The organism is Streptomyces sp. NPDC052299, from assembly GCF_040679335.1.
Classification (GTDB): Bacteria; Actinomycetota; Actinomycetes; order Streptomycetales; family Streptomycetaceae; genus Streptomyces.
On sequence record NZ_JBFAUP010000009.1, the window covers coordinates 273509 to 294169 of the forward strand.

Annotated in this window: 17 protein-coding genes and 1 riboswitch; of the genes, 14 read left to right on the plus strand and 3 right to left on the minus strand. The window is 71.0% G+C overall.

What is annotated here, in order from left to right; genetic code table 11:
- Positions 1 to 5: 5 nt before the first annotated feature.
- From AB0L33_RS18025 to AB0L33_RS18085, 13 genes are all read left to right on the plus strand, one after another.
- Positions 6 to 974 (plus strand): glycosyltransferase family 2 protein, encoded by a 969-nt coding sequence (locus AB0L33_RS18025; protein ID WP_365682431.1) that lies wholly within the window; start codon positions 6 to 8, stop codon positions 972 to 974.
- Positions 971 to 1372 (plus strand): GtrA family protein, encoded by a 402-nt coding sequence (locus AB0L33_RS18030; RefSeq protein ID WP_365682433.1) that lies wholly within the window; start codon positions 971 to 973, stop codon positions 1370 to 1372. Before AB0L33_RS18025 ends, AB0L33_RS18030 begins: the two co-directional genes overlap by 4 nt.
- Positions 1373 to 1509: 137 nt before the next feature.
- Positions 1510 to 2166 (plus strand): SurA N-terminal domain-containing protein, encoded by a 657-nt coding sequence (locus AB0L33_RS18035; RefSeq protein WP_365682435.1) that lies wholly within the window; start codon positions 1510 to 1512, stop codon positions 2164 to 2166.
- Between the two features lie 33 nt (positions 2167 to 2199).
- Positions 2200 to 3162, plus strand: coding sequence for a nucleoside triphosphate pyrophosphohydrolase (locus AB0L33_RS18040; RefSeq protein WP_365682437.1), 963 nt, complete (start codon positions 2200 to 2202; stop codon positions 3160 to 3162).
- Between the two features lie 9 nt (positions 3163 to 3171).
- Positions 3172 to 4518 (plus strand): cytochrome P450, encoded by a 1347-nt coding sequence (locus AB0L33_RS18045; RefSeq protein WP_365682439.1) that lies wholly within the window; start codon positions 3172 to 3174, stop codon positions 4516 to 4518.
- A gap of 106 nt (positions 4519 to 4624) precedes the next feature.
- Positions 4625 to 5662: a transglycosylase family protein gene (locus AB0L33_RS18050; RefSeq protein ID WP_365682441.1), complete on the plus strand. Its 1038-nt coding sequence runs from the start codon at positions 4625 to 4627 to the stop codon at positions 5660 to 5662.
- A gap of 285 nt (positions 5663 to 5947) precedes the next feature.
- A riboswitch (cyclic di-AMP (ydaO/yuaA leader) is annotated at positions 5948 to 6116 on the plus strand.
- A 4-nt stretch (positions 6117 to 6120) separates the two neighbouring features.
- Positions 6121 to 6837, plus strand: coding sequence for a transglycosylase family protein (locus tag AB0L33_RS18055; RefSeq protein ID WP_365682443.1), 717 nt, complete (start codon positions 6121 to 6123; stop codon positions 6835 to 6837).
- Positions 6838 to 7136: 299 nt separating this feature from the next.
- The gene (eno, locus tag AB0L33_RS18060; protein ID WP_018104074.1) at positions 7137 to 8417 is read left to right on the plus strand and encodes a phosphopyruvate hydratase; all 1281 of its coding nucleotides are present in this window, start codon (positions 7137 to 7139) and stop codon (positions 8415 to 8417) included.
- A 98-nt stretch (positions 8418 to 8515) separates the two neighbouring features.
- On the plus strand, positions 8516 to 8986 hold the full coding sequence (locus AB0L33_RS18065) for a septum formation initiator family protein (RefSeq protein ID WP_164400414.1): 471 nt from the start codon (positions 8516 to 8518) through the stop codon (positions 8984 to 8986).
- Between the two features lie 70 nt (positions 8987 to 9056).
- On the plus strand, positions 9057 to 9596 hold the full coding sequence (locus AB0L33_RS18070; protein ID WP_073968547.1) for a DUF501 domain-containing protein: 540 nt from the start codon (positions 9057 to 9059) through the stop codon (positions 9594 to 9596).
- A 13-nt stretch (positions 9597 to 9609) separates the two neighbouring features.
- Positions 9610 to 10551 (plus strand): Ppx/GppA phosphatase family protein, encoded by a 942-nt coding sequence (locus AB0L33_RS18075; RefSeq protein ID WP_365682446.1) that lies wholly within the window; start codon positions 9610 to 9612, stop codon positions 10549 to 10551.
- 414 nt (positions 10552 to 10965) lie between these two features.
- On the plus strand, positions 10966 to 12351 hold the full coding sequence (locus tag AB0L33_RS18080; RefSeq protein ID WP_073968545.1) for an NAD(P)/FAD-dependent oxidoreductase: 1386 nt from the start codon (positions 10966 to 10968) through the stop codon (positions 12349 to 12351).
- A gap of 308 nt (positions 12352 to 12659) precedes the next feature.
- Positions 12660 to 13964 (plus strand): cyclopropane-fatty-acyl-phospholipid synthase family protein, encoded by a 1305-nt coding sequence (locus tag AB0L33_RS18085; RefSeq protein ID WP_365682448.1) that lies wholly within the window; start codon positions 12660 to 12662, stop codon positions 13962 to 13964.
- Positions 13965 to 14042: 78 nt separating this feature from the next.
- Here AB0L33_RS18085 and AB0L33_RS18090 read toward each other — a convergent pair whose 3' ends face one another.
- The 3 genes from AB0L33_RS18090 to AB0L33_RS18100 form a co-directional block, all read right to left on the minus strand.
- Positions 14043 to 16571 (minus strand): ABC transporter permease, encoded by a 2529-nt coding sequence (locus AB0L33_RS18090; RefSeq protein ID WP_365682449.1) that lies wholly within the window; start codon positions 16569 to 16571, stop codon positions 14043 to 14045.
- A 79-nt stretch (positions 16572 to 16650) separates the two neighbouring features.
- Entirely contained in the window at positions 16651 to 17421 is a 771-nt protein-coding gene (locus tag AB0L33_RS18095; RefSeq protein ID WP_365682451.1) for an ABC transporter ATP-binding protein, read from the minus strand.
- Between the two features lie 208 nt (positions 17422 to 17629).
- Entirely contained in the window at positions 17630 to 18655 is a 1026-nt protein-coding gene (locus AB0L33_RS18100) for a LacI family DNA-binding transcriptional regulator (RefSeq protein ID WP_365682453.1), read from the minus strand.
- Between the two features lie 221 nt (positions 18656 to 18876).
- On the opposite strand from AB0L33_RS18100, the gene AB0L33_RS18105 reads away from it, so the two are divergent.
- The gene (locus tag AB0L33_RS18105; RefSeq protein WP_365682455.1) at positions 18877 to 20607 is read left to right on the plus strand and encodes an ABC transporter substrate-binding protein; all 1731 of its coding nucleotides are present in this window, start codon (positions 18877 to 18879) and stop codon (positions 20605 to 20607) included.
- Positions 20608 to 20661: the final 54 nt, after the last annotated feature.

The following is a 20661-nucleotide window of genomic DNA, read 5'->3' on the forward strand; positions in this document are numbered from 1 at the left end:
CATGGGTGCTGATCTCGCTGGTGGTGCCTTGTTTCAACGAGGAAGAGATCCTCGAACGCTTCCATGAACGCGTCACGGACGAAATGTCCCGCCTCGGCCACGCGTTCGAAGTCGTCTACATCGATGACGGAAGTGCCGACCGGACCCTGCCCCTCATCCAGGAGCTGTCCACCGCCGACCCGCGCGTCCGGTACGTCTCCTTCAGCCGCAACTTCGGCAAGGAGGCCGCCATGCTGGCCGGTCTCCAGCACTCCGAGGGCGACGCCGTCGTCCTGATGGACGCGGACCTCCAGCACCCCCCGGAACTGGTCGGCCGCATGCTCCAGGAGCACGCCCGGGGCTACGACCAGGTCATCGCCCGCCGCACCCGCGCGGGCGACCGCGTCACCCGCACCCTCACCGCCCGCACCTACTACTGGCTGATCAACCGCCTCGTGGACGTCGAACTGGTCGACGGCGTCGGAGACTTCCGGCTCCTGTCCCGCCGCGCCGCCGACGCCGTCCTCTCGCTCACCGAGTACAACCGCTTCTCCAAGGGCCTCTTCGCCTGGGTCGGCTTCCCCACCACGACGTTCAGCTACGAGAACGCCGTACGGGAACAGGGCCGCTCCGCCTGGACCTTCGGCAAGCTCCTCAACTACGGCCTGGACGGGCTGCTCTCCTTCAACAACAAGCCCCTGCGCGCCGCCCTCTACCTCGGCCTGCTCCTCACCTCCGTCGCCCTCGCCTACGCCGCCTGGATCGTCGGCGTCGCCCTCGTGCGGGGCGTCGACACCCCCGGTTACGTCACCCTGATCGTCGTGGTCACCGCGCTCGCCGGCGTCCAGATGGTGCTCGCCGGGGTCGTCGGCGAATACGTCGGGCGCATCTACTACGAGGTCAAGCGCCGCCCGCACTTCCTGGTCAAGGCCACCAACACCGGGACCCGCGAAGCCACCGCCGAGCCGGAGCCCCGGGAGTTCGTACGCCGATGACGGTCACCGCGCAAATGGCACGTTTCGCCGTCGTGGGAGCGGTGAACACCGGCACGTACTACGGGCTCTACCTGCTTCTGCTGCTCCGGCTTCCGTACATCGCCGCCCACGTGCTCGCCTTCGTGCTCAGCATGACCGGTTCGTTCTTCCTGAACTCGTACTTCACGTACCGCACCCGGCCCACCTGGCGGAAGTTCCTGCTCTTCCCGCTCACCAACGCGGCAAACTTCGTCATCACCACCGGGGGCGTCTACCTCCTGGTCGGCCTGGCCGGATTCAGCGACCACTACGCCCCGTTGGTGGCCGCCGCGGCCGCCATCCCCATCACCTTCGTGGTCTCGCGCACGATCATGCTGCGGCCGGACACCCCGCCGAAAACGGCCGAACGCGTCGGGTGAGCCGCCCGGCGGCAGGCCACATCCCCAACTCCTCCCGAATCGTTGGTCGAATCAGTGGCCCCGGACCGGTTCCACTCCCTAACATCGATCACCGCAAGGCTTTGTGCACCGCCGCACAATCTCCTCGGGAGGCTCCTTTGCACCGCCGCCGTCGCACCGCGCTCACCGTCTCCGCCGCGCTGCTCGCCGCCGCGCCGCTCCTGTCCGCCTGCGGCAGCCAGGCCCACCCCGGCGCCGCGGCCGTCGTCGGCGGCGACCGGATCACGGTGTCCACCGTGCAGGCGCAGGTGGCCGACGTACGCGAGGCGCAGGGTTCGTCCCCGCAGTCCGCCCAGCTCACCGACCAGTCCGGCCAGCTGGCCCGTGCCAAGCTGCACGGGCTGATCCTGGACCGCGTCCTCGACCGGGCCGCGGCGGACGCCGGCGTCACGGTGAGCCGCGCGGAGATCCAGCAGATGCGGCAGTCGGCCGTCGCCCAGTACAAGGGCGAGAAGGGCCTCCAGCAGGCCGTCCTGCAAGAGCGGTGGCTCGCCCCGGGCCAGATCGACGCCTTCCTGCGCGAGCAGATCCAGATCACGAAGCTCGGCCAGGCCCTGGGCGCCGACCCGTCCACGCCCGAGGGCACCAAGGCCATCGGCGACGCGCTGACCAAGGCGTCCAAGGCGCTGAACGTCGACGTCAACCCCCGCTACGGCACCTGGGACAACCAGCAGATCCAGCTCGCCGACTACAAGGCCCCGTGGATCTCCCAGGTCACCAAGCCCGCCCAGGCGGCCGCCGAGGCCGGGGCCTGAGCCCTCTGCGACGGCCGGGGTAGATTCGGTGCCGTGAACGCTGAAGACCCCGGCCGCATCGTCCTGCTCACCGCCAGCCACCGGGTCGCACCCGGACTGCTGTCCTGGCCCGCCTGGCAGGCGCTGCACGGCGCCGACGAGGTGCGCTGCGGCGAGCCGGAGCAGCCGCAGCTGCCGTATCTGCGCGAGGCCGGTGTCACCGTCGTCCCCGGCGTCCCGGACGCCCAGGAGCTCGTGGACGCCTGCGCGGGCGGCCGGACCGTGGTCGTCCTCACCGGGGGCGCGGGCAATCAGCCGCTCACCGACGGCCTGGCCCGGCTGGCCGGCTCCGGACGGGTGCGGATGCCCGGCCTTGAGCTGCTGCCGGGCTCGTACGACCTGCCGGGCGCCCGGCTCATCGACCTCGTCCAGGTCATGGACCGCATCCGCGTCGAGTGCCCGTGGACCTCGCAGAAGACGCACAAGGGCCTCGCCAAGTACGCCATCGAGGAGGCGTACGAGCTGGTCGAGGCGATCGAGGACGGCGACCGCGACGAACTGCGCGAGGAACTGGGGGACGTGCTGCTCCAGGTGGTCTTCCACGCGCGCATCGCGGAGGAGGACGAGAACGAGCCGTTCTCCGTGGACGACGTCGCCGGCACGCTCATCGAGAAGCTCATCCACCGCCACCCGCACGTCTTCGGCGACGAGACCGCCGAGACCCCGGAGGACGTCCACGCGCACTGGCTGCGCACCAAGGCGATCGAGAAGCAGCGTGCGTCGGTCACCGACGGGGTGCCGGTCGGCCAGCCCGGCCTGGCGCTCGCCGCGAAGCTCGCGAGCCGGGTCCGTACCGCCGGGCTCGACGTGCCGCTCCCCGAGGGCGACGACATCGGCTACCGCCTCCTCGCCCTCGCGGTACGGGCCGAGGAGGAGGGCGTCGACCCGGAGGCCGCGCTGCGCGCCGCGGGACGCGCGTACCGGGACGCGATCCGGACGGCGGAGGGCACCGGATAACGTCGGGGAGTGAACGACAGCCCCGCCGACCGCCCCGCCGAAGCCGCGTCCGTACCCGCCGGCTGCCCCGCCCACAGCTCATCCGCCGCCGTACCGCCCGCGCCCGAGCTCTTCACCTGGGAGTTCGCCACCGACCCGTACCCCGCGTACGCCTGGCTGCGCGAGCACAGCCCCGTGCACCGCACCACACTGCCCAGCGGGGTCGAGGCATGGCTCGTGACCCGGTACGCGGACGCCCGGCAGGCCCTCGCCGACGCCCGGCTGTCGAAGAACCCGGCGCACCACGCCGAGCCCGCGCACGCCAAGGGGAAGACCGGCATCCCCGGGGAGCGCAAGGCCGAGCTGATGACGCACCTGCTCAACATCGACCCGCCCGACCACACCCGGCTGCGCCGCCTGGTCTCCAAGGCGTTCACGCCCCGGCGCATCGCGCAGTTCGCGCCCCGGGTGCAGGAGCTGACGGACCGGCTCATCGACGGGTTCGTGGAGAAGGGGGAGGCCGACCTGATCCACGAGTTCGCCTTCCCGCTCCCCATCTACGCGATCTGCGACCTGCTCGGCGTGCCCCGCGAGGACCAGGACGACTTCCGGGACTGGGCGGGCATGATGATCCGGCACGGCGGGGGTCCCCGCGGCGGGGTCGCCCGGTCCGTGAAGAAGATGCGGGCGTACCTGCTCGAACTCATTCACCGCAAGCGCGAGGACCTGGGCGACGACCTCATCTCCGGGCTGATCCGGGCGAGCGACCACGGCGAGCACCTGACCGAGAACGAGGCCGCGGCGATGGCCTTCATCCTCCTCTTCGCCGGATTCGAGACGACCGTGAACCTGATCGGGAACGGCGTCCACACCCTGCTGAACCACCCCGACGAGCGCGAGCGGCTGCAACGCGCGCTCGCGGCCGGCGACAGCGAGCTGCTGGCCACCGGCATCGAGGAGCTGCTGCGCTACGACGGCCCGGTGGAGCTCGCCACCTGGCGGTTCGCCACGGAGCCGCTGACCATCGGCGGACAGCGCGTCGCGGAGGGCGATCCGGTGCTCGTGGTGCTCGCGGCGGCCGACCGGGACCCCGAGCGGTTCGCCGGACCGGACACCCTGGACCTGTCGCGGAGTGACAATCAGCACCTCGGTTACGGCCACGGCATTCATTACTGTCTGGGAGCGCCGCTCGCCCGGCTGGAGGGACAGGCCGCGCTCGCCACCCTGCTGACACGCCTTCCGGACCTGCGACTTGCGGGAGAATCAGGCGATTTGCGGTGGCGCGGCGGGCTCATCATGCGCGGACTGCGCACCTTGCCGGTGCGCTTCACGCCGGGGGCGCGCGCCGAGGAAAGTGACACTCTGTCAACTCTGTGACTTTCACGTGATCTCTGCTGCATCGACTTGTGACTCACGTTCGAGTTTCGCTAGGTTCACCGTTCGACTCCCCAGTCGCTTGTCAGTCACACGGAAGGCATCTCCCATGGGCTCCGCGAACGGCAGACACCGCCGCCCTCGTCAGGCACCCGCGATCGTGGTCGCCGCAGGCGTCACCGGCTCGGCCATCGCCATCCCGCTGCTCGGCGCGGCAAGCGCGCACGCCGCGGACACCACGACCTGGGACCGGGTGGCCGACTGCGAGAGCGGCGGGATGTGGAGCGCCGACCTCGGTAACGGCTCCTACGGCGGCCTCCAGTTCACGCCGGAGCTGTGGAAGGCGTACGGCGGTGAGGCGTACGCCGAGCGCGCCGACCTCGCCAGCCGCTCGCAGCAGATCGCGGTGGCCGAGCGGGTCCTGGCCGCCAAGGGTCCGAAGGCGTGGCCGAGCTGTGCGGTGATCTCCGGGCTCAGCAAGGCCGCGGGCGCGGCGGACGTGGACCCGGGCGACGAGGACGCGGACGAGTCCGTGCGGGGCGCCGACTCGGGCCTCGACGCCGGTCTCGGCACCGATCCGGTGGACGACGCCTCCTCGGGCGCGTCGGCCACCCCCTCGGACGAGGCGTCCGGCGCGGCCGCCACGGACAAGGACGCAGGTAAGAGCTCCGGCAAGCACGCGGGCCGGAGCGCCGAGGCCGACGCCTCCCCGTCCGCCGGCCCCTCGGGCACACCGTCGCCCTCGGCCGACCCCTCTTCCACGCCCTCGGCCGACCCCTCCGCGGACCCCTCGGCCGGCGCGAAGGGCGACGCGCGGGCGAAGGGCGGCAAGCACCGGGGCGCCCCGGCCGCCGACGAAGCAGCCCGGGCGGCCGACGGGCGCGACGCGGGCCGGCACGCCTCGCGGGGCGACGGCGACGCGCGCGACAGCGCCACGCGGCCGGCTGACGGCACGTACACGGTCCGGCCGGGCGACAACCTCTGGGCGATCGCCGACGCGCAGGACCTGCCCGGCGGCTGGCCCGAGCTGTACGAGGCGAACAAGGCCGAGGTGGGCTCCGACCCGGACCTCATCCTGCCCGGCCAGAACCTCGATCTGGGCCTGGGTGACGCGGCCCGGGAGAAGGCCGCCGAGAACGCCGGATGAGCCGTTAGAGCCCCTTGTGCTTTGGGTGGTTTAAGAGGCCCATGTCCCACTTTTGACCGAGTGAGACATGGGTCTCTTTGCGTGAACTGACGCCCCTTGTCCGGGAGGTCCCGTCGCATCCCTTCCGACCTGCACAAATGAGGGTTCATCGGATGCTCTTACGGGATGATTATCCGGTATGTCCTTCTTTGAATATGGCCGGTGGGTGTGATTACGGTCGGAACCGCTCGCACCGCGGGCCCCGTCGACCGTCACGCCGAATCCTGCCGTCGGTCGAAGGGAACAGACGCGAAAGCGCCGTAGGCAGGAGCGGGGGACCCAGGTAGGCGCTGGGCCCGGTCGTCGGGAGACGAATCGGGGCCGGCTAGGGGTGAAGTCGCGCCAGGAGCGCGGCCGGGCAACTCACTTGGCCCGAACCCGACAGCTCACCTCGCAGGCGTCGGTGAGGAGAAGACTCGATGCTGCTCAACCGCAAGGGCAACAAGCACCGCCGCCCCTCCAAGGCCGTCCGTGTCGCGACGCTCGCCGGTGTCGCCGGTGCCGCCGTCGCCGTTCCGCTGATGGGCGCGACCAACGCCTCCGCCGCCTCCGTCGCCACCTGGGACGCCGTCGCCCAGTGCGAGTCCGGCGGCAACTGGTCGATCAACACCGGCAACGGCTACTACGGCGGCCTGCAGTTCTCCCAGTCCAGCTGGGCCGCCGCCGGCGGTACGCAGTACGCGCCCCGCGCCGACCTGGCCACCAAGGCCCAGCAGATCGCCACCGCCGAGAAGCTCCTCGACATGCAGGGCCCGGGCGCCTGGTCCTGCGCCGGTGCCGGCAACCTGACCAACGACGGTGTCGACCCGGGCGTCGACACCGGCTCCGGTGCCGCGAAGCAGGAGGCCGCCCCCAAGCAGGAGGCCGCCCCGAAGAAGGCCGAGCGCACCGAGGCCCCGGCCACCAACCGCTCCGACCGCTCGGACGCCCCGAAGAAGACGGTCACCACCCCCACCGGCAAGCAGGTCGCCAAGGGTGACGGCGAGTACAAGGTCGTCGCCGGTGACACGCTGAGCAAGATCGCGGCCGACCACCACGTCAAGGGCGGCTGGCAGCAGCTGTTCAAGCTGAACAAGGACATCGTCCAGGACGCCGACCTGATCTACCCGGGCCAGCAGCTCCACCTGACGAAGTAACCGCGATCCCTCCTCGCTGATCGCTCAGGCCGCCCCGGCCCGGCACGCACTCTCCCCCCGTGTGTGCCGGGCCGGGGCACGCCGCATTGGGGTCGGCGGGTGGCCCGTCATCGTTCAACTGTTGTAGTTACCGGTCAGTAGTTATTCGGTCTTTCGCCCCGCTATGCCCGCCCTTGGGTCCTTTTTCGTCCCAGGGGACGGGCGGTCGGCCGACGCCGACGGCCGGGCCGGTTAGGCTCTTGTCGCAAGGCCAAAGTGACCCTGCACAACCAGCGTCATATCCCAGAAGGAGATGCCTCGTGCCGTCCATCGACGTCGTCGTAGCCCGGGAAATCCTCGACTCCCGGGGCAACCCCACGGTCGAGGTCGAGGTCGGCCTCGACGACGGCAGCACCGGTCGTGCTGCTGTTCCGTCCGGCGCCTCCACCGGTGCGTTCGAGGCCATTGAGCTTCGTGACGGCGACCCCAACCGCTACCAGGGCAAGGGCGTCGAGAAGGCCGTCCTCGCCGTGATCGAGCAGATCGGCCCGGAGCTCGTCGGCTACGACGCCACCGAGCAGCGCCTCATCGACCAGGCGATGTTCGACCTGGACGCCACGGAGAACAAGGGCTCGCTCGGCGCCAACGCCATCCTCGGCGTCTCCCTCGCCGTCGCCCACGCCGCCTCCGAGGCCAGCGACCTCCCGCTGTTCCGCTACCTCGGCGGCCCGAACGCGCACCTGCTGCCCGTTCCGATGATGAACATCCTGAACGGCGGCTCGCACGCCGACTCCAACGTGGACATCCAGGAGTTCATGATCGCGCCGATCGGCGCCGAGTCCTTCTCGGAGGCGCTGCGCTGGGGCGCCGAGGTCTACCACACGCTGAAGAAGGTCCTGAAGACCAAGGGCCTGTCCACCGGCCTCGGCGACGAGGGCGGCTTCGCGCCGAACCTGGAGTCCAACCGCGCCGCCCTCGACCTCATCATCGAGGCCATCAAGGAGGCCGGTTACGCCCCGGGCAAGGACATCGCGCTCGCGCTCGACGTCGCCGCCTCGGAGTTCTACAAGGACGGCTCGTACGAGTTCGAGGGCAAGTCCCGCTCGGCCGCCGAGATGACCGAGTACTACGAGGAGCTCGTCTCCGCGTACCCGCTGGTCTCCATCGAGGACCCGCTGTACGAGGACGACTGGGCCGGCTGGAAGGTCATTACCGACAAGCTGGGCGCCAAGGTCCAGATCGTCGGCGACGACCTCTTCGTCACCAACCCGGAGCGCCTGGCCCGCGGCATCGAGGAGGGCTCCGCCAACGCCCTGCTCGTCAAGGTCAACCAGATCGGCTCGCTGACCGAGACCCTGGACGCCGTCGAGCTGGCCCAGCGCAACGGCTTCAAGTGCATGATGTCGCACCGCTCCGGCGAGACCGAGGACGTCACCATCGCCGACCTCGCCGTCGCCGTGAACTGCGGCCAGATCAAGACCGGCGCCCCGGCCCGCTCGGACCGCGTCGCCAAGTACAACCAGCTGCTGCGCATCGAGGAGATCCTCGACGACGCCGCGGTGTACGCGGGCCGCTCGGCGTTCCCGCGCTTCAAGGGCTGACCACAGCCCGGCAGGGCGACCGCCCCCGCCTCCGTCCGTCCCCGCGCCCGGTCACGTACCGTGTGCGGGGACGGACGTCGTAATGGGGAGGCGGGAACATGGCCGTGAAGGACCGGGACCGGTTCTCCACCGCGACCCGGCTGCGGCTGCTCGGTGAGCAGACCGCCGCCCGCGTCTACCGGTCCCAGAACCGGCGTCAGGCCCGCCGCTCCCGGCTCACCGGCCGGGCCGCCTTCCTGGCCCTGGTCGTCTGCTCCCTGGTCGTCGCCCTCGCGTATCCGATGCGTCAGTACGTGTCGCAGCGCGACGAGATCGCCGACCAGCGCAGGCAGGCGCGGGAGGCGGAGGCGCGCACCGAGGAGCTGCGGGACCAGAAGGCCCGGCTCCAGGACGACGCGTACATCAAGCGGCTGGCCCGTGAGCACCTGCACTACGTTCTTCCGGGGGAGACCGGCTACACCGTGGTCGACCCCGACGCGGTCAAGGAGCGCAACGGGAAGCCGGCCGAGACGGACCGGCCCTGGCACTCCAACCTGTGGGACGGCGTGGACAGCGCCGACCGCGGCTGACGGCCGCCCCCATCCCCGTACCTCTGCAGAACCCGCGGTTCGAGCAGTCCGATCAGCACCCAAGGCAGGCATGGAAACGCCCCCTCCCCAGACCGAGCCCACCGTCCCCACCGAGGCGGACATCGCCGCGTTCCAGCAGCAGCTGGGCCGCCCGCCGCGCGGGCTGCGCGCCATCGCGCACCGCTGCCCGTGCGGCAACCCGGACGTGGTCGAGACGCAGCCCCGGCTGGAGGACGGCACGCCGTTCCCGACGACGTACTACCTGACGTGCCCGCGCGCCGCGTCTGCGATCGGCACGCTGGAGGCGAACGGGGTCATGAAGGAGATGACCGAGCGCCTGGGCAAGGACCCCGAGCTCGCGGCGGCCTACCGGGCGGCGCACGAGGACTACATCGCGCGCCGCGACGCCATCGAGGTCCTGGAGGGCTTCCCGAGCGCCGGCGGCATGCCCGACCGGGTGAAGTGCCTGCACGTGCTCGTCGGGCACTCGCTGGCGGCCGGCCCCGGCGTCAACCCGCTGGGCGACGAGGCGATCGCGATGCTCCCGGAGTGGTGGCGCAAGGGCCCGTGCGTGTCGCCGTGCGGCGAGCAGGGCACGGACGAGGGCTGAGGGGGCGCCGGACATGACGCGCGTGGCCGCCATCGACTGCGGCACCAACTCGATCCGCCTGCTGGTCGCGGACGCCGACCCGGTCACCGGGAAGCTCGTCGAGCACGCCCGGCGGATGGAGATCGTCCGGCTGGGGCAGGGCGTCGACCGGACCGGCCAGCTCGCCCCCGAGGCGCTGGAGCGCACGTTCGCCGCCTGCCGGAGCTACGCGACGGTGATCGAGGAGCACGGCGCCGAGAAGATCCGTTTCGTTGCCACCTCCGCCTCCCGGGACGCGGAGAACCGGGACGACTTCGTGCGCGGGGTGGTGGACATCCTGGGCGTCGAGCCGGAGGTGATCAGCGGGGACCAGGAGGCCGCGTTCTCGTTCGCCGGGGCGACCAAGGAGCTGACCGGGCGCGACGACCTCGCGAAGCCGTACCTGGTCGTGGACATCGGCGGCGGCTCCACCGAGTTCGTCGTCGGCGACGACGAGGTGCGGGCCGCCCGGTCCGTGGACATCGGCTGCGTGCGGATGACCGAGCGCCACCTCGTGCGCGACGGCGTCGTCGCCGATCCGCCCTCGGCCGCCGGGATCGAAGCGGTCCGCGCCGACGTGGCGGCCGCCCTGGACCTCGCCGAGGAGACCGTGCCGCTCTCGTCGGCGGCCACGCTGGTGGGCCTCGCCGGGACGGTCACCACGGTGGCCGCGATCGCGCTGGGCCTGGAGGAGTACGACTCCGAGGCGATCCACCACTCCCGCGTCTCCCTGGAGCAGGTCCGGAAGATCACCGCGCGGCTGCTGGCCTCGACCCATGCGGAGCGCGCGGCGATCGGCGCGATGCACCCGGGCCGGGTCGACGTGATCCCGTCCGGTGCGCTGATCCTCCAGGCCGTGATGGAGCGGACCGGGGCGCGCGAGGTCGTGGTGAGCGAACACGACATCCTGGACGGAATCGCGTTCTCGCTGGCGTGAGCCGGGCGCTCATGCGTCGCACCTTCCGCACCGTTGAGAGGGTGGGGCGTGCCTGGTGGGGCGGCTTTCGGGCCGCCTCGCCACCAACTTCGTGAACTTCTTCACAAGGAATTGCCCACCTCGGTCCCGTCTTCTGCTCCGGACGGGTGGCGGGGGAGGTGAGCGGGGTCACTCGGGGGCCGGACCGGGAGGTTCCGGGAGTGTTACGCCGAGGTGGACCGGGAGGGCCCTTCACCCGGGTCCGAGGGCCAAGGGCCAGCTCGCAGGCGGTGAACAACGTTCACCACTGTAACGGGGTTCCCGAGGCGGGTCATGACCTGGGTCACGTGGGCGGCGAACTATAGCAGAGGGTTGCCCGAACCTTGTGAAGGGGCTCACGAGCATGGCTCCCGGGTGGGGTGGATACTCGATGGCATGAGCACCACGGAGCGTCCCAGGATCCTCGTAGTAGGCGGTGGGTACGTAGGTCTGTACGCAGCTCGGCGCATCCTCAAGAAGATGCGCTACGGCGAGGCGACCGTCACGGTCGTCGACCCCCGGTCGTACATGACCTATCAGCCCTTCCTCCCCGAAGCTGCCGCCGGCAGCATCTCGCCCCGGCATGTCGTCGTCCCGCTGCGACGCGTCCTGCCCAAGGCCGAGGTGCTCACCGGTCGTGTCACCACGATCGACCAGGACCGCAAGGTCGCCACGGTCGCGCCGCTCGTCGGCGAGGCCTACGAGCTGCCCTTCGACTACCTGGTCATCGCGCTCGGCGCGGTCTCCCGCACCTTCCCGATCCCCGGCCTCGCCGAGCAGGGCATCGGCATGAAGGGCATCGAGGAGGCCATCGGCCTGCGCAACCACGTCCTGGAGCAGCTGGACAAGGCCGACTCCACGACCGACGAGGACGTCCGCCGCCGGGCCCTCACCTTCGTCTTCGTGGGCGGCGGGTTCGCCGGTGCGGAGACCATCGGCGAGGTCGAGGACATGGCCCGCGACGCGGCCAAGTACTACACCAACGTGAAGCGCGAGGACATGCGCTTCATCCTGGTCGACGCCGCCGACAAGATCCTTCCCGAGGTCGGCCCGAAGCTCGGGACCTGGGGCCGCGAGCACCTGGAGTCCCGTGGTGTCGAGGTCTTCCTCTCGACCTCCATGGACTCCTGCGTCGACGGCCACGTGGTGCTGAAGAACGGCCTGGAGGTCGACTCCAACACCATCGTGTGGACCGCCGGTGTGAAGCCGAACCCGGCGCTGGCCCGCTTCGGCCTGCCGCTCGGCCCCCGCGGCCACGTGGACACCACCGAGAAGCTCCAGGTGCAGGGCACCGACTACATCTGGGCCGCGGGCGACAACGCCCAGGTCCCGGACATGGTCGGCCGCAAGGCGGGCAACCCCAACGCCTGGTGCCCGCCGAACGCCCAGCACGCGCTGCGCCAGGCCAAGGTCCTCGGCGACAACGTGATCTCCGGGATGCGCGGCTTCCCGCAGGCCGACTACAGCCACGCCAACAAGGGCGCGGTCGCCGGTCTGGGCCTGCACAAGGGCGTGGCGATGATCGTCATGGGCAAGATGAAGATCAAGCTCAAGGGCCGCCTCGCCTGGTACATGCACCGTGGCTACCACGGTCTGGCGATGCCGACCTGGAACCGCAAGATCCGGATCTTCGCCGACTGGACCCTCGCGATGTTCCTCAAGCGCGAGGTCGTCTCCCTCGGCGCCATGGAGACGCCGCGCGAGGAGTTCTACGAGGCCGCCAAGCCGGCCCCCGCACCGGCCGCCGCGAAGCCCGTGGGCGAGAAGGCCAAGGCTTCCTAGCCCACCGCTCCCGCCGGAGCGAGCAGTTCGACGCCCGAAGGGGCCGTCCGCCATCCGTGGTGCGGGCGGCCCCTTCGGCGTATCCCGCTCCGAAGGGGCGGTGCGCGGTGCGGGCCCGCACCCCCGGCGGATGCATGTGCCATGCACGCATTTTGCCGTTCCCTTGCCCGGTAGCGGGATGGCAGGGCCGCCGGAGACTGTTGTGGGGGATGTACCACGCCAAGGCGCCCCGGGTGCCGGGGCGTGGTCCGGGACATGTGTGGGCATGTCTGGGCACGTCGGGAAACACCGTCACGGAGGTGTGCGCCATGGCAGACGCCGCATTGCGGCTGACCGCTCTCGCCCAGCAGTTGCTGGGTCAACCCCTACCCGTCCGCATCCGGGCCTGGGACGGCAGCGAATCCGGACCGCCCGGAGCCCCCGTCCTCGTCATCAGGAACCGCCGGGCCCTGCGCCGGCTGCTGTGGAAGCCGGGCGAACTCGGCCTGGCCCGCGCCTGGGTGGCCGGCGAACTCGACATCGAGGGCGACCTCTACGAGGCCCTGGACCTGATGGCCGGGCTCGTCTGGGAGCGCGGCACCGACGCCCCGTCCGGCCTCCGGGCCCTGCGCGACCCGAGGACGCGCGCCGCCGCCGCGGACCTGCTGAAGCTCTCCGGGCCCTGGCTGCCGCCCGCCCCGCCGCCCGAGGAGGTGCGCCGCCGCAGCGGCCCCCTGCACACCAGACGCCGCGACAAGGAGGCGATCAGCCACCACTACGACGTGGGCAACGACTTCTACGAACTGGTGCTGGGCCCGTCCATGGTTTACTCCTGCGCCTACTGGGAGGACGCGGGGACCCTGGAGGACGCCCAGCGCGACAAGCTGGACCTGGTCTGCCGCAAACTGGCCCTCAAGGAGGGCGACCGCCTGCTGGACGTCGGCTGCGGCTGGGGCTCCATGGCCATCCACGCCGCCCGCGAGTACGGCGCCCACGTCACCGGCGTCACCCTCTCCACCGAACAGGCCGCCTACGCCCGCAAGCGCGTCGCCGACGAGGGCCTGACCGACCGCGTGGAGATCAGGGTCCAGGACTACCGGGACGTCCGAGACGGCCCCTACGACGCCATCTCGTCCATCGGCATGGCGGAGCACGTCGGCTCCGTCCGCTACCGGGAGTACGCCGACGACCTCTTCGCCCTCCTCAGGCCCGGCGGGCGCCTCCTCAACCACCAGATCGGGCGCCGCCCGGAGAAGGACGAGTCGGCGTACGAGATCGACGCGTTCATCGACGCCTATGTCTTCCCGGACGGGGAACTGGCCCCGGTCGGCCGGACCCTCGCCCTGCTGGAGGAGGCCGGCTTCGAGGCCCGGGACGTCGAGGCGCTGCGCGAGCACTACGCGCTGACCCTGCGGCAGTGGGTCGCCAACCTGGAGCGGGGCTGGAAGAGCGCCGTGAAGCTGGTCTCGCCCGGGCGGGCCCGGGTCTGGCGGCTCTACATGGCCGCGTCCGCGCTCTCCTTCGAGCGCAACAGGATCGGGGTCAACCAGATCCTCGCGGTGCGCCCGGAGGCGGACGGCGCCTCGCGCATGCCGTTGCGCGCCCGCGCCTGGAAGGCCGACGCGACCGCCTGAGCGACGTGAAGCACGGCTGTACGCACGGAAGGGGCCGGTGTCCGCGGACACCGGCCCCTTCCGTGCGTACCGCTGCGGTCACTCGGTCTTGATGGCCGTCAGCATGTTGAGCTTCGCGGCGCTGCGGGCGGGCCACAGGGCGGCGAGCACGCCGACCAGACCGGCCAGGACCAGGAAGACCGCGATCCGGCTCCAGGGGATCACCAGCACGTACTGCGGGATCTCCGCGGCCACGGTCTGCCCGATCGCCCAGCCGAGGAACAGCCCGAGTCCGATGCCGACGAGCGCGCCGAACAGCGAGATCACCACCGCCTCCAGCCGGATCATCCGCTTCACCCGGCGCCGGTCCAGGCCGATCGCCCGCAGCATGCCGATCTCCTGCTGGCGCTCGAACACCGACATGGCCAGGGTGTTGACGACCCCGAGCACCGCGATGATCAGAGCCATGCCGAGCAGGCCGTACATGATGTTCATCGCGAGGTTGACGCCGCCGCCGAACATGTCCCGGATGTCCTGACGGTCCATGATGCTCATGCCCGGGTTGTCGCCCAGGGCGTCCACCAGCGCCTGCTCGTTGGCCGCGCTCGCGCCGCCGTCCGTCTTGACCCAGACCTCCTGGATGTCGCCCTTGCCCTCGTGCGGGGCGACGGTGGCGCGCGGGATCAGGACCGGCGAGAGGAACTCGTTGTCCGTGTAGAGCGCGCCGACCTTCAGCGTCTCCTTCTTCTCGTCCTGGTACGTGACCGAAACGGTGTCCCCGGGCTTCCAGCCGTGCGACTTCGCGGTCTTCTCGGCGACCGCGATCTGCCCCTTCTCCAGGGTGTCCAGGGAGCCCGCGACGGTGTCGACGGCGAGCACCTGCTGCACGTCGCCCGGGGTGACGCCGGAGGCCGAGACGCCCTTCCCGCCGATCGTCAGCCAGACGGCCTGCTGGGGCGATGCGGCGGTGACGCCGTCGGCCTTCTCCAGGGCGGTCAGCGCCGCCTCGTCGAGCGCGTCACCGCTGGCCATCGAGACCATGTAGTCGGCCTTGATGTTGTCCATGGTCACCTTGTCGACCGCCCGGCCGAGGGTGACGCCGAGCACCGAGATCCCGGTGACGAGGGTGAGGCCGATCGCCAGTGCGGAGGCGGTGGCACCGGTGCGGCGGGGATTGCGGACGGCGTTCTGCGCGGCCAGCTTGCCGGAGACCCCGAACAGCCGCCGCAGCAGCGGGCGCACCAGGGCGATCACGGGGCGGGACAGCAGCGGGATGAGGACGATGACGCCGATCAGCGCGAGGAACGTGCCGCCCGCGATGAGCAGCTGGCCGTCCGACCCCGCCTGGGCCGCACCGCCGACGATCGCCGCCGTGCCCAGCAGCGTGATGATGCCGCCGACGGTGTTGCGCAGGACGAGTGACTTGACCGTCGCCACCGCGTGCGCGCTGTTCATCGCGGCGACCGGCGGGATCTTCGCGGCCCGGCGGGCGGGCAGCCAGGCGGCCAGCACGGTGATCAGGACGCCGACGGCGAACGCGGCGATCACCGTCACCGGGGCGATCACCAGCGGCCCGGCCGGGATCTTGCCGCCGAGCAGGCTCATCGCGGAGCGCAGCCCGGTCGCGAGGCCGAGGCCCACGGCGAAACCGACGACGGAGGCGATGAGGCCGACCACGGCCGCCTCCAGGAGCACCGAGCGCTTCACCTGGCGGCGCGACGCACCGACGGCGCGCATCAGGGCCAGCTCCTTGGTGCGCTGGGCGACCAGCATGGTGAAGGTGTTGGCGATCAGGAAGACGCCGACGAAGAGGGCGACCCCGGCGAAGGCGAGCAGCAGCTTGTTGAGGTCGCTGAGCCCCGCCTCGATGTCCGCGGCCTGCTCGTCCGCGCGCGCCTTGCCGGTCTTGGCCTCGGCGTCCTTCGGCAGCAGCGGCTTCACGGCCGCCAGCAGCTCCTGGTCGGAGGTGCCGGGGGCGGCGGCGACGGACACGTCCTTGAACTCACCGGGGCGCAGGAACAGCTTCTGCGCGACCGGGGTGTCGAACAGGACCAGACTGCCGCCCGCGTTGACCGCGCCGTCCTCGGTGGTGAACACCCCGGACAGGGTGTACTCCTTCACCGGCCCGTTGGTGGCCACGCGGACCTTGTCGCCGACCCGGTACTCGCCCTTCTCCGCGGTGTCGCGGTCCAGCGCGATGCTGCCGGGCCGGGTGGGACCCGTGCCGTCGGTGAAGGTGTACGCGGGGTCCTTGCCGTCCTTGCCGGGGGCGAAGTTGGAGCCGGTGTTGGACCAGCCGTTGCCGATCAGCTTGCCGTCGGGGTCGGCGACCCCGGCGAAGCCGTCGACCCGGCCGGTGACGGACGCGACGCCGTCCAGGGCCCGGATCTTCTCCAGGGCGGCCTCGCCGACGGCGGGGGTCTCCTTGTCGAGCTGGTCGGCATGGGTGGTGACGGCGACGGCGATGTCGTCGTAGCTCTTGGCCGACTGGTTGCGGAAGGCGTTGCCGAGGGTGTCGGTGAAGACCAGGGTGCCGGAGACGAAGGCCACGCCGAGCATCACGGCGAGGATCGTCATCAGCAGCCTGGCCTTGTGCGCGAGCACATTGCGCAGGGCGGTACGGAACATGTCAGTCAGTCCTGGGTGTCTGCCGGCCCGGGGAACGGCGAGCCGGAGGAAGGGGTACGAAGCGCCGGAACGGCCCGGCTCAGCTGGTGCGGCCCTTGGCGTCGAACGCCTTCATCCGGTCCAGCACCCCGTCGGCGGTGGGGCGGATCATCTGGTCGACGATCGCCCCGTCCGCCAGGAAGATGACCCGGTCCGCGTAGGAGGCGGCGACCGGGTCGTGGGTCACCATCACCACGGTCTGGCCCAGTTCGCGCACGGAGTTGCGCAGGAAGCCCAGGACCTCGGCGCCGGAGCGCGAGTCGAGGTTGCCGGTCGGCTCGTCCCCGAAGATGATCTCGGGCTGCGAGGCCAGGGCGCGGGCCACCGCCACGCGCTGCTGCTGGCCGCCGGAGAGCTCGGTGGGGCGGTGCTTCAGCCGGTCGGAGAGGCCCACCATGTCGATGACCCGGTGCAGCCACTCCTGGTTCGGCCTGCGGCCCGCGATGTCCATCGGGAGCGTGATGTTCTCCAGGGCGGTGAGCGTCGGCAGCAGGTTGAACGCCTGGAAGATGAAGCCGATCTTGTCCCTGCGCAGCTGCGTGAGCTGCTTGTCCTTGAGCGCGCCCAGCTCCGTCTCGCCGATGCGCACCGAACCGCTGCTGAAGCTGTCGAGGCCCGCCACGCAGTGCATCAGCGTGGACTTGCCGGAGCCCGACGGGCCCATGATCGCGGTGAACTCGCCCTGCGGGAAGTCCACGGTGACCCGGTCGAGAGCGGTCACCCGGGTCTCGCCCTCGCCGTAGACCTTGGACAGTTCCGTGGCGCGGGCGGCCACCGCGGTGGCGCGGTGAGCGGTGGACATGGTGGTCACAGCAGACTCCAGGGTGGGGTGCGTACGGGACGGAGCCCGCCCGGCGGCCCGCCGCGTCGGCGTGGGCCCCGGGTCAGGGGTACCGCTCCATCGTCTCCGCCGGACGGCGCCCGGTCGTCAATCCCGGTGCCCGTTCCAGGGGCCCTCTTGAGTCGCATGAGGGGCCCGTCGGCGTCCTCCTCGGGTATGACATCCGCCGCCGCACGGCTCAGGGGGCCTTGTTCGGCGCCCCCGTCGACCCCCGCGGCACCAGGCGGCCCGCCTCGTCCTCGTGCCCCTCGGCGCCGCCGTCCGTGATCAGGGACAGCAGGGTCCGGGCCGCGAGGCTGCCGTACGCCGGGATGTCGCGGCTCAGCGCCGTCAGCGGGGGCCGGACGACCCGGGAGAGCTGGGAGTCGTCCCAGGCGACGAGCGACAGGTCGCCCGGCACGTCGAGTCCCATCTCCTGGGCGACCGACAGCCCCGCGACGGCCATGATGTCGTTGTCGTACACGATCGCGGTGGGCCGCCCGGGCGAGCTGACCAGGCGGCGCGTGGCGTGCGCCCCGTCGTCGCCGGAGTAGCCCGTGTGCACGACGACCGGCTCGCCGAGGCCCAGTTCGGCGCAGACCTCACGCTGGGCCCGGTCGCGCAGGGCGGTGTGGTTCAGCTCCGGCATCCCGGCGACCCGGGCGACCGAGCGGTGGCCGAGGGCGGCGAGATACGCGAAGGTGTCGCGGACCGCCGCCGCGTCGTCGGACCACACGGCGGGGAGGGGGCCGGCCGCCGAGGGGTGGCCGATCGCCACGGCGGGCAGGCCGAGCCCGGCGACGCCCTCGATGCGGGGGTCGGCGCCGCGCAGGTCGGTGAGGAAGACGCCGTCCACCCGGCCCTCGCCCCACCAGCGGCGGTAGACCTCCAGCTCCTGGGCCGGGTCCGTGACGACCTGGAGGAGCAGGGCGCAGCCGCGCGGCGAGAGTTCGGACTCGATGCCGCTGATCAGCTCCATGAAGAACGGCTCGACGCCGAGCAGCTGGGCGGGCCGGCACAGCGCGAGGCCCACCGCGTCGGCCCTGGCCCGGGTGAGGGCGCGCGCCGCGCTGTTGGGGCGCCAGCCGATCTCCTGCGCGATGGCCTTGATGGCGGACCGGGTCGCGGGGGAGACGCCCGGCCGGTCGTTCAGCGCGTAGGACACGGCGACCTTGGACACCCCGGCGCGGGCCGCGATGTCGGCGATCGTGGGGCGTTTGGGCATGTGACCTCGCTTAACCGGTTCGTGCTGCGGCCACATCCTAGCCGCCGCGACGGGTGTGCGCGGGCCCCTCCTCCGAGCGTGATCGCCCAACTCGCCTGGCCCGTACACGCAATGGGAGCGCTCCCGCACCCTTGACAGGGGCATGAGGTGGCCTTAATTTCACGGCACTTACCCGGTTCAGTAACTCCGCTCGGCAGGGACGGCGGGGAGAAGGAGGGACGATGGGCACGGGATTCCGCGGACGGGTCGCGGCCACGCTCGCCGTGATCGCACTCACCGCCACCGCGTGCACGGGGGGCGGCTCCTCGGGCGGCTCGGGGACCGGCGGCGGGGGAGGCGGCGCCCTCCCCCGCAACGAGACGCTCTACACCACCGGCACCCAGTGGGGGCCGCCGGCCAACTACAACCCGCTGCACAACTGGGACCACGCCACCGGCACCAAGGGCCTCGTCTACGAGACCCTGTTCCACTTCGACCCCGACGCGGGCAAGCTCACGCCCTGGCTCGCCGAGTCGGGCAGCTGGACCGGGGACAAGACCTACGAGGTGAAGCTGCGCCCCGGCATCAAGTGGTCCGACGGCAAGCCCCTCACCGCGAAGGACGTCGCCTACTCCTATGAGATCGGGAAGATCGAGGCGTCCGCCTTCCACAGCCTGTGGAGCTGGCTCTCCGGCGCCGAGGCGGTGGACGCCACCACGGTCCGCTTCACCTTCAAGGAGGCCCGCTACCAGGAGTGGGACTTCACGCTCTACGGGCAGCCCGTCGTTCCCGAACACATCTGGGGCAAACGTTCCGAGAAGGAGATCCTGGACGGCGTCAACGACAAGCCCGTCGGCACCGGCGCGTACACGCTCAAGAGCCACACCCAGGACCGGGTCGTCTGGCAGCGGCGCGACGACTGGTGGGGCGTCAAGGCGCTCTCCATGAAGCCCGCGCCCCGCTACATCGTGGACGTCTCCAACCCCAGCAACGAGGTCGTCATCGGCCAGCTCGGCCAGAACCAGCTGGACCTGAGCAACAACTTCCTGCCCGGGGCCGCCTCCCTGGTCAAAAGCAAGAAGGTCGTCTCGTACTACGACGAGCCGCCCTACATGCTCTCCGCCAACACCGCCTGGCTGGTGCCCAACACCACCAAGAAGCCGATGAACGACGCCGCCTTCCGCCGGGCGCTCGCCGCCTCCGTCGACACCGGGAAGATCGTCAAGGGCGTGTACGGGGGCCTGGTCAAGGGGGCCGACCCGACCGGGCTGCTCCCGCAGTGGGACAAGTACATCGACAAGGGCCTCGTCGCGAGCGAGGGCTTCACCTTCGACACCGCCAAGGCCAAGCAGATCCTCGCGGACGCCGGCTACCGGGACACCGACGGGGACGGCCTGGTGGAGAACAAGGACGGCTCGAAGATCAGCCTGAAGCTGGCCGTGCCCACCGGCTGGACCGACTGGATGGAGGCGGCCAAGGTCATCGCCTCCTCCGCCAAGGCCGCCGGAATCAGGATCACCACCGAGTTCCCCGACGCCAACGCCCTCAACGAGCAGCGCGGCAAGGGCAACTTCGACCTCGTCGTCAACAACGAGCGCCAGCTCTCCAGCACCCCGTGGACGTACTACGAGTACATGTTCCAGCTGCCCGTCCAGAAGCAGCAGAACACCGTCAACTTCGGCCGCTACGAGAACGAGGACGCCTGGAAGCTCGTCCAGCAGCTCGGCGGGGTGAAGACCGACGACACCGAGGGCATGAAGAAGGTCATCTCGAAGATCCAGGACATCCAGCTGAAGGAGATGCCCGTCATCCCCCTCTGGTACAACGGCCTGTGGGCCCAGTCCACCACCGGCACCTGGACCAACTGGCCCTCGGACGCGCCCGGAGCGCCCAAGTACGCCCCCGCGATGTGGCGCAACTGGCTGGAGATGGGCGGCTTTGAAGCGCTCACACAGCTGAAGCCCGCCAAGTGACACGGCAGTTCTGAGGGCGGCCGGTCCCTGGGGGCCTTCCCCCGCCGGCCGCTC

What these genes read in the sequence shown, in the direction of transcription:
- AB0L33_RS18065 (WP_164400414.1), top strand. Translation starts at nt 8,516, where the DNA reads ATGGCCGTGAAGGACCGGGACCGGTTCTCCACCGCGACCCGGCTGCGG.
- AB0L33_RS18050 (WP_365682441.1), top strand. Translation starts at nt 4,625, where the DNA reads ATGGGCTCCGCGAACGGCAGACACCGCCGCCCTCGTCAGGCACCCGCG.
- AB0L33_RS18085 (WP_365682448.1), top strand. Translation starts at nt 12,660, where the DNA reads ATGGCAGACGCCGCATTGCGGCTGACCGCTCTCGCCCAGCAGTTGCTG.
- AB0L33_RS18080 (WP_073968545.1), top strand. Translation starts at nt 10,966, where the DNA reads ATGAGCACCACGGAGCGTCCCAGGATCCTCGTAGTAGGCGGTGGGTAC.
- AB0L33_RS18075 (WP_365682446.1), top strand. Translation starts at nt 9,610, where the DNA reads ATGACGCGCGTGGCCGCCATCGACTGCGGCACCAACTCGATCCGCCTG.
- AB0L33_RS18105 (WP_365682455.1), top strand. Translation starts at nt 18,877, where the DNA reads ATGGGCACGGGATTCCGCGGACGGGTCGCGGCCACGCTCGCCGTGATC.
- AB0L33_RS18055 (WP_365682443.1), top strand. Translation starts at nt 6,121, where the DNA reads ATGCTGCTCAACCGCAAGGGCAACAAGCACCGCCGCCCCTCCAAGGCC.
- AB0L33_RS18100 (WP_365682453.1), bottom strand. Translation starts at nt 18,655, where the DNA reads ATGCCCAAACGCCCCACGATCGCCGACATCGCGGCCCGCGCCGGGGTG.
- AB0L33_RS18030 (WP_365682433.1), top strand. Translation starts at nt 971, where the DNA reads ATGACGGTCACCGCGCAAATGGCACGTTTCGCCGTCGTGGGAGCGGTG.
- AB0L33_RS18070 (WP_073968547.1), top strand. Translation starts at nt 9,057, where the DNA reads ATGGAAACGCCCCCTCCCCAGACCGAGCCCACCGTCCCCACCGAGGCG.
- AB0L33_RS18090 (WP_365682449.1), bottom strand. Translation starts at nt 16,571, where the DNA reads ATGTTCCGTACCGCCCTGCGCAATGTGCTCGCGCACAAGGCCAGGCTG.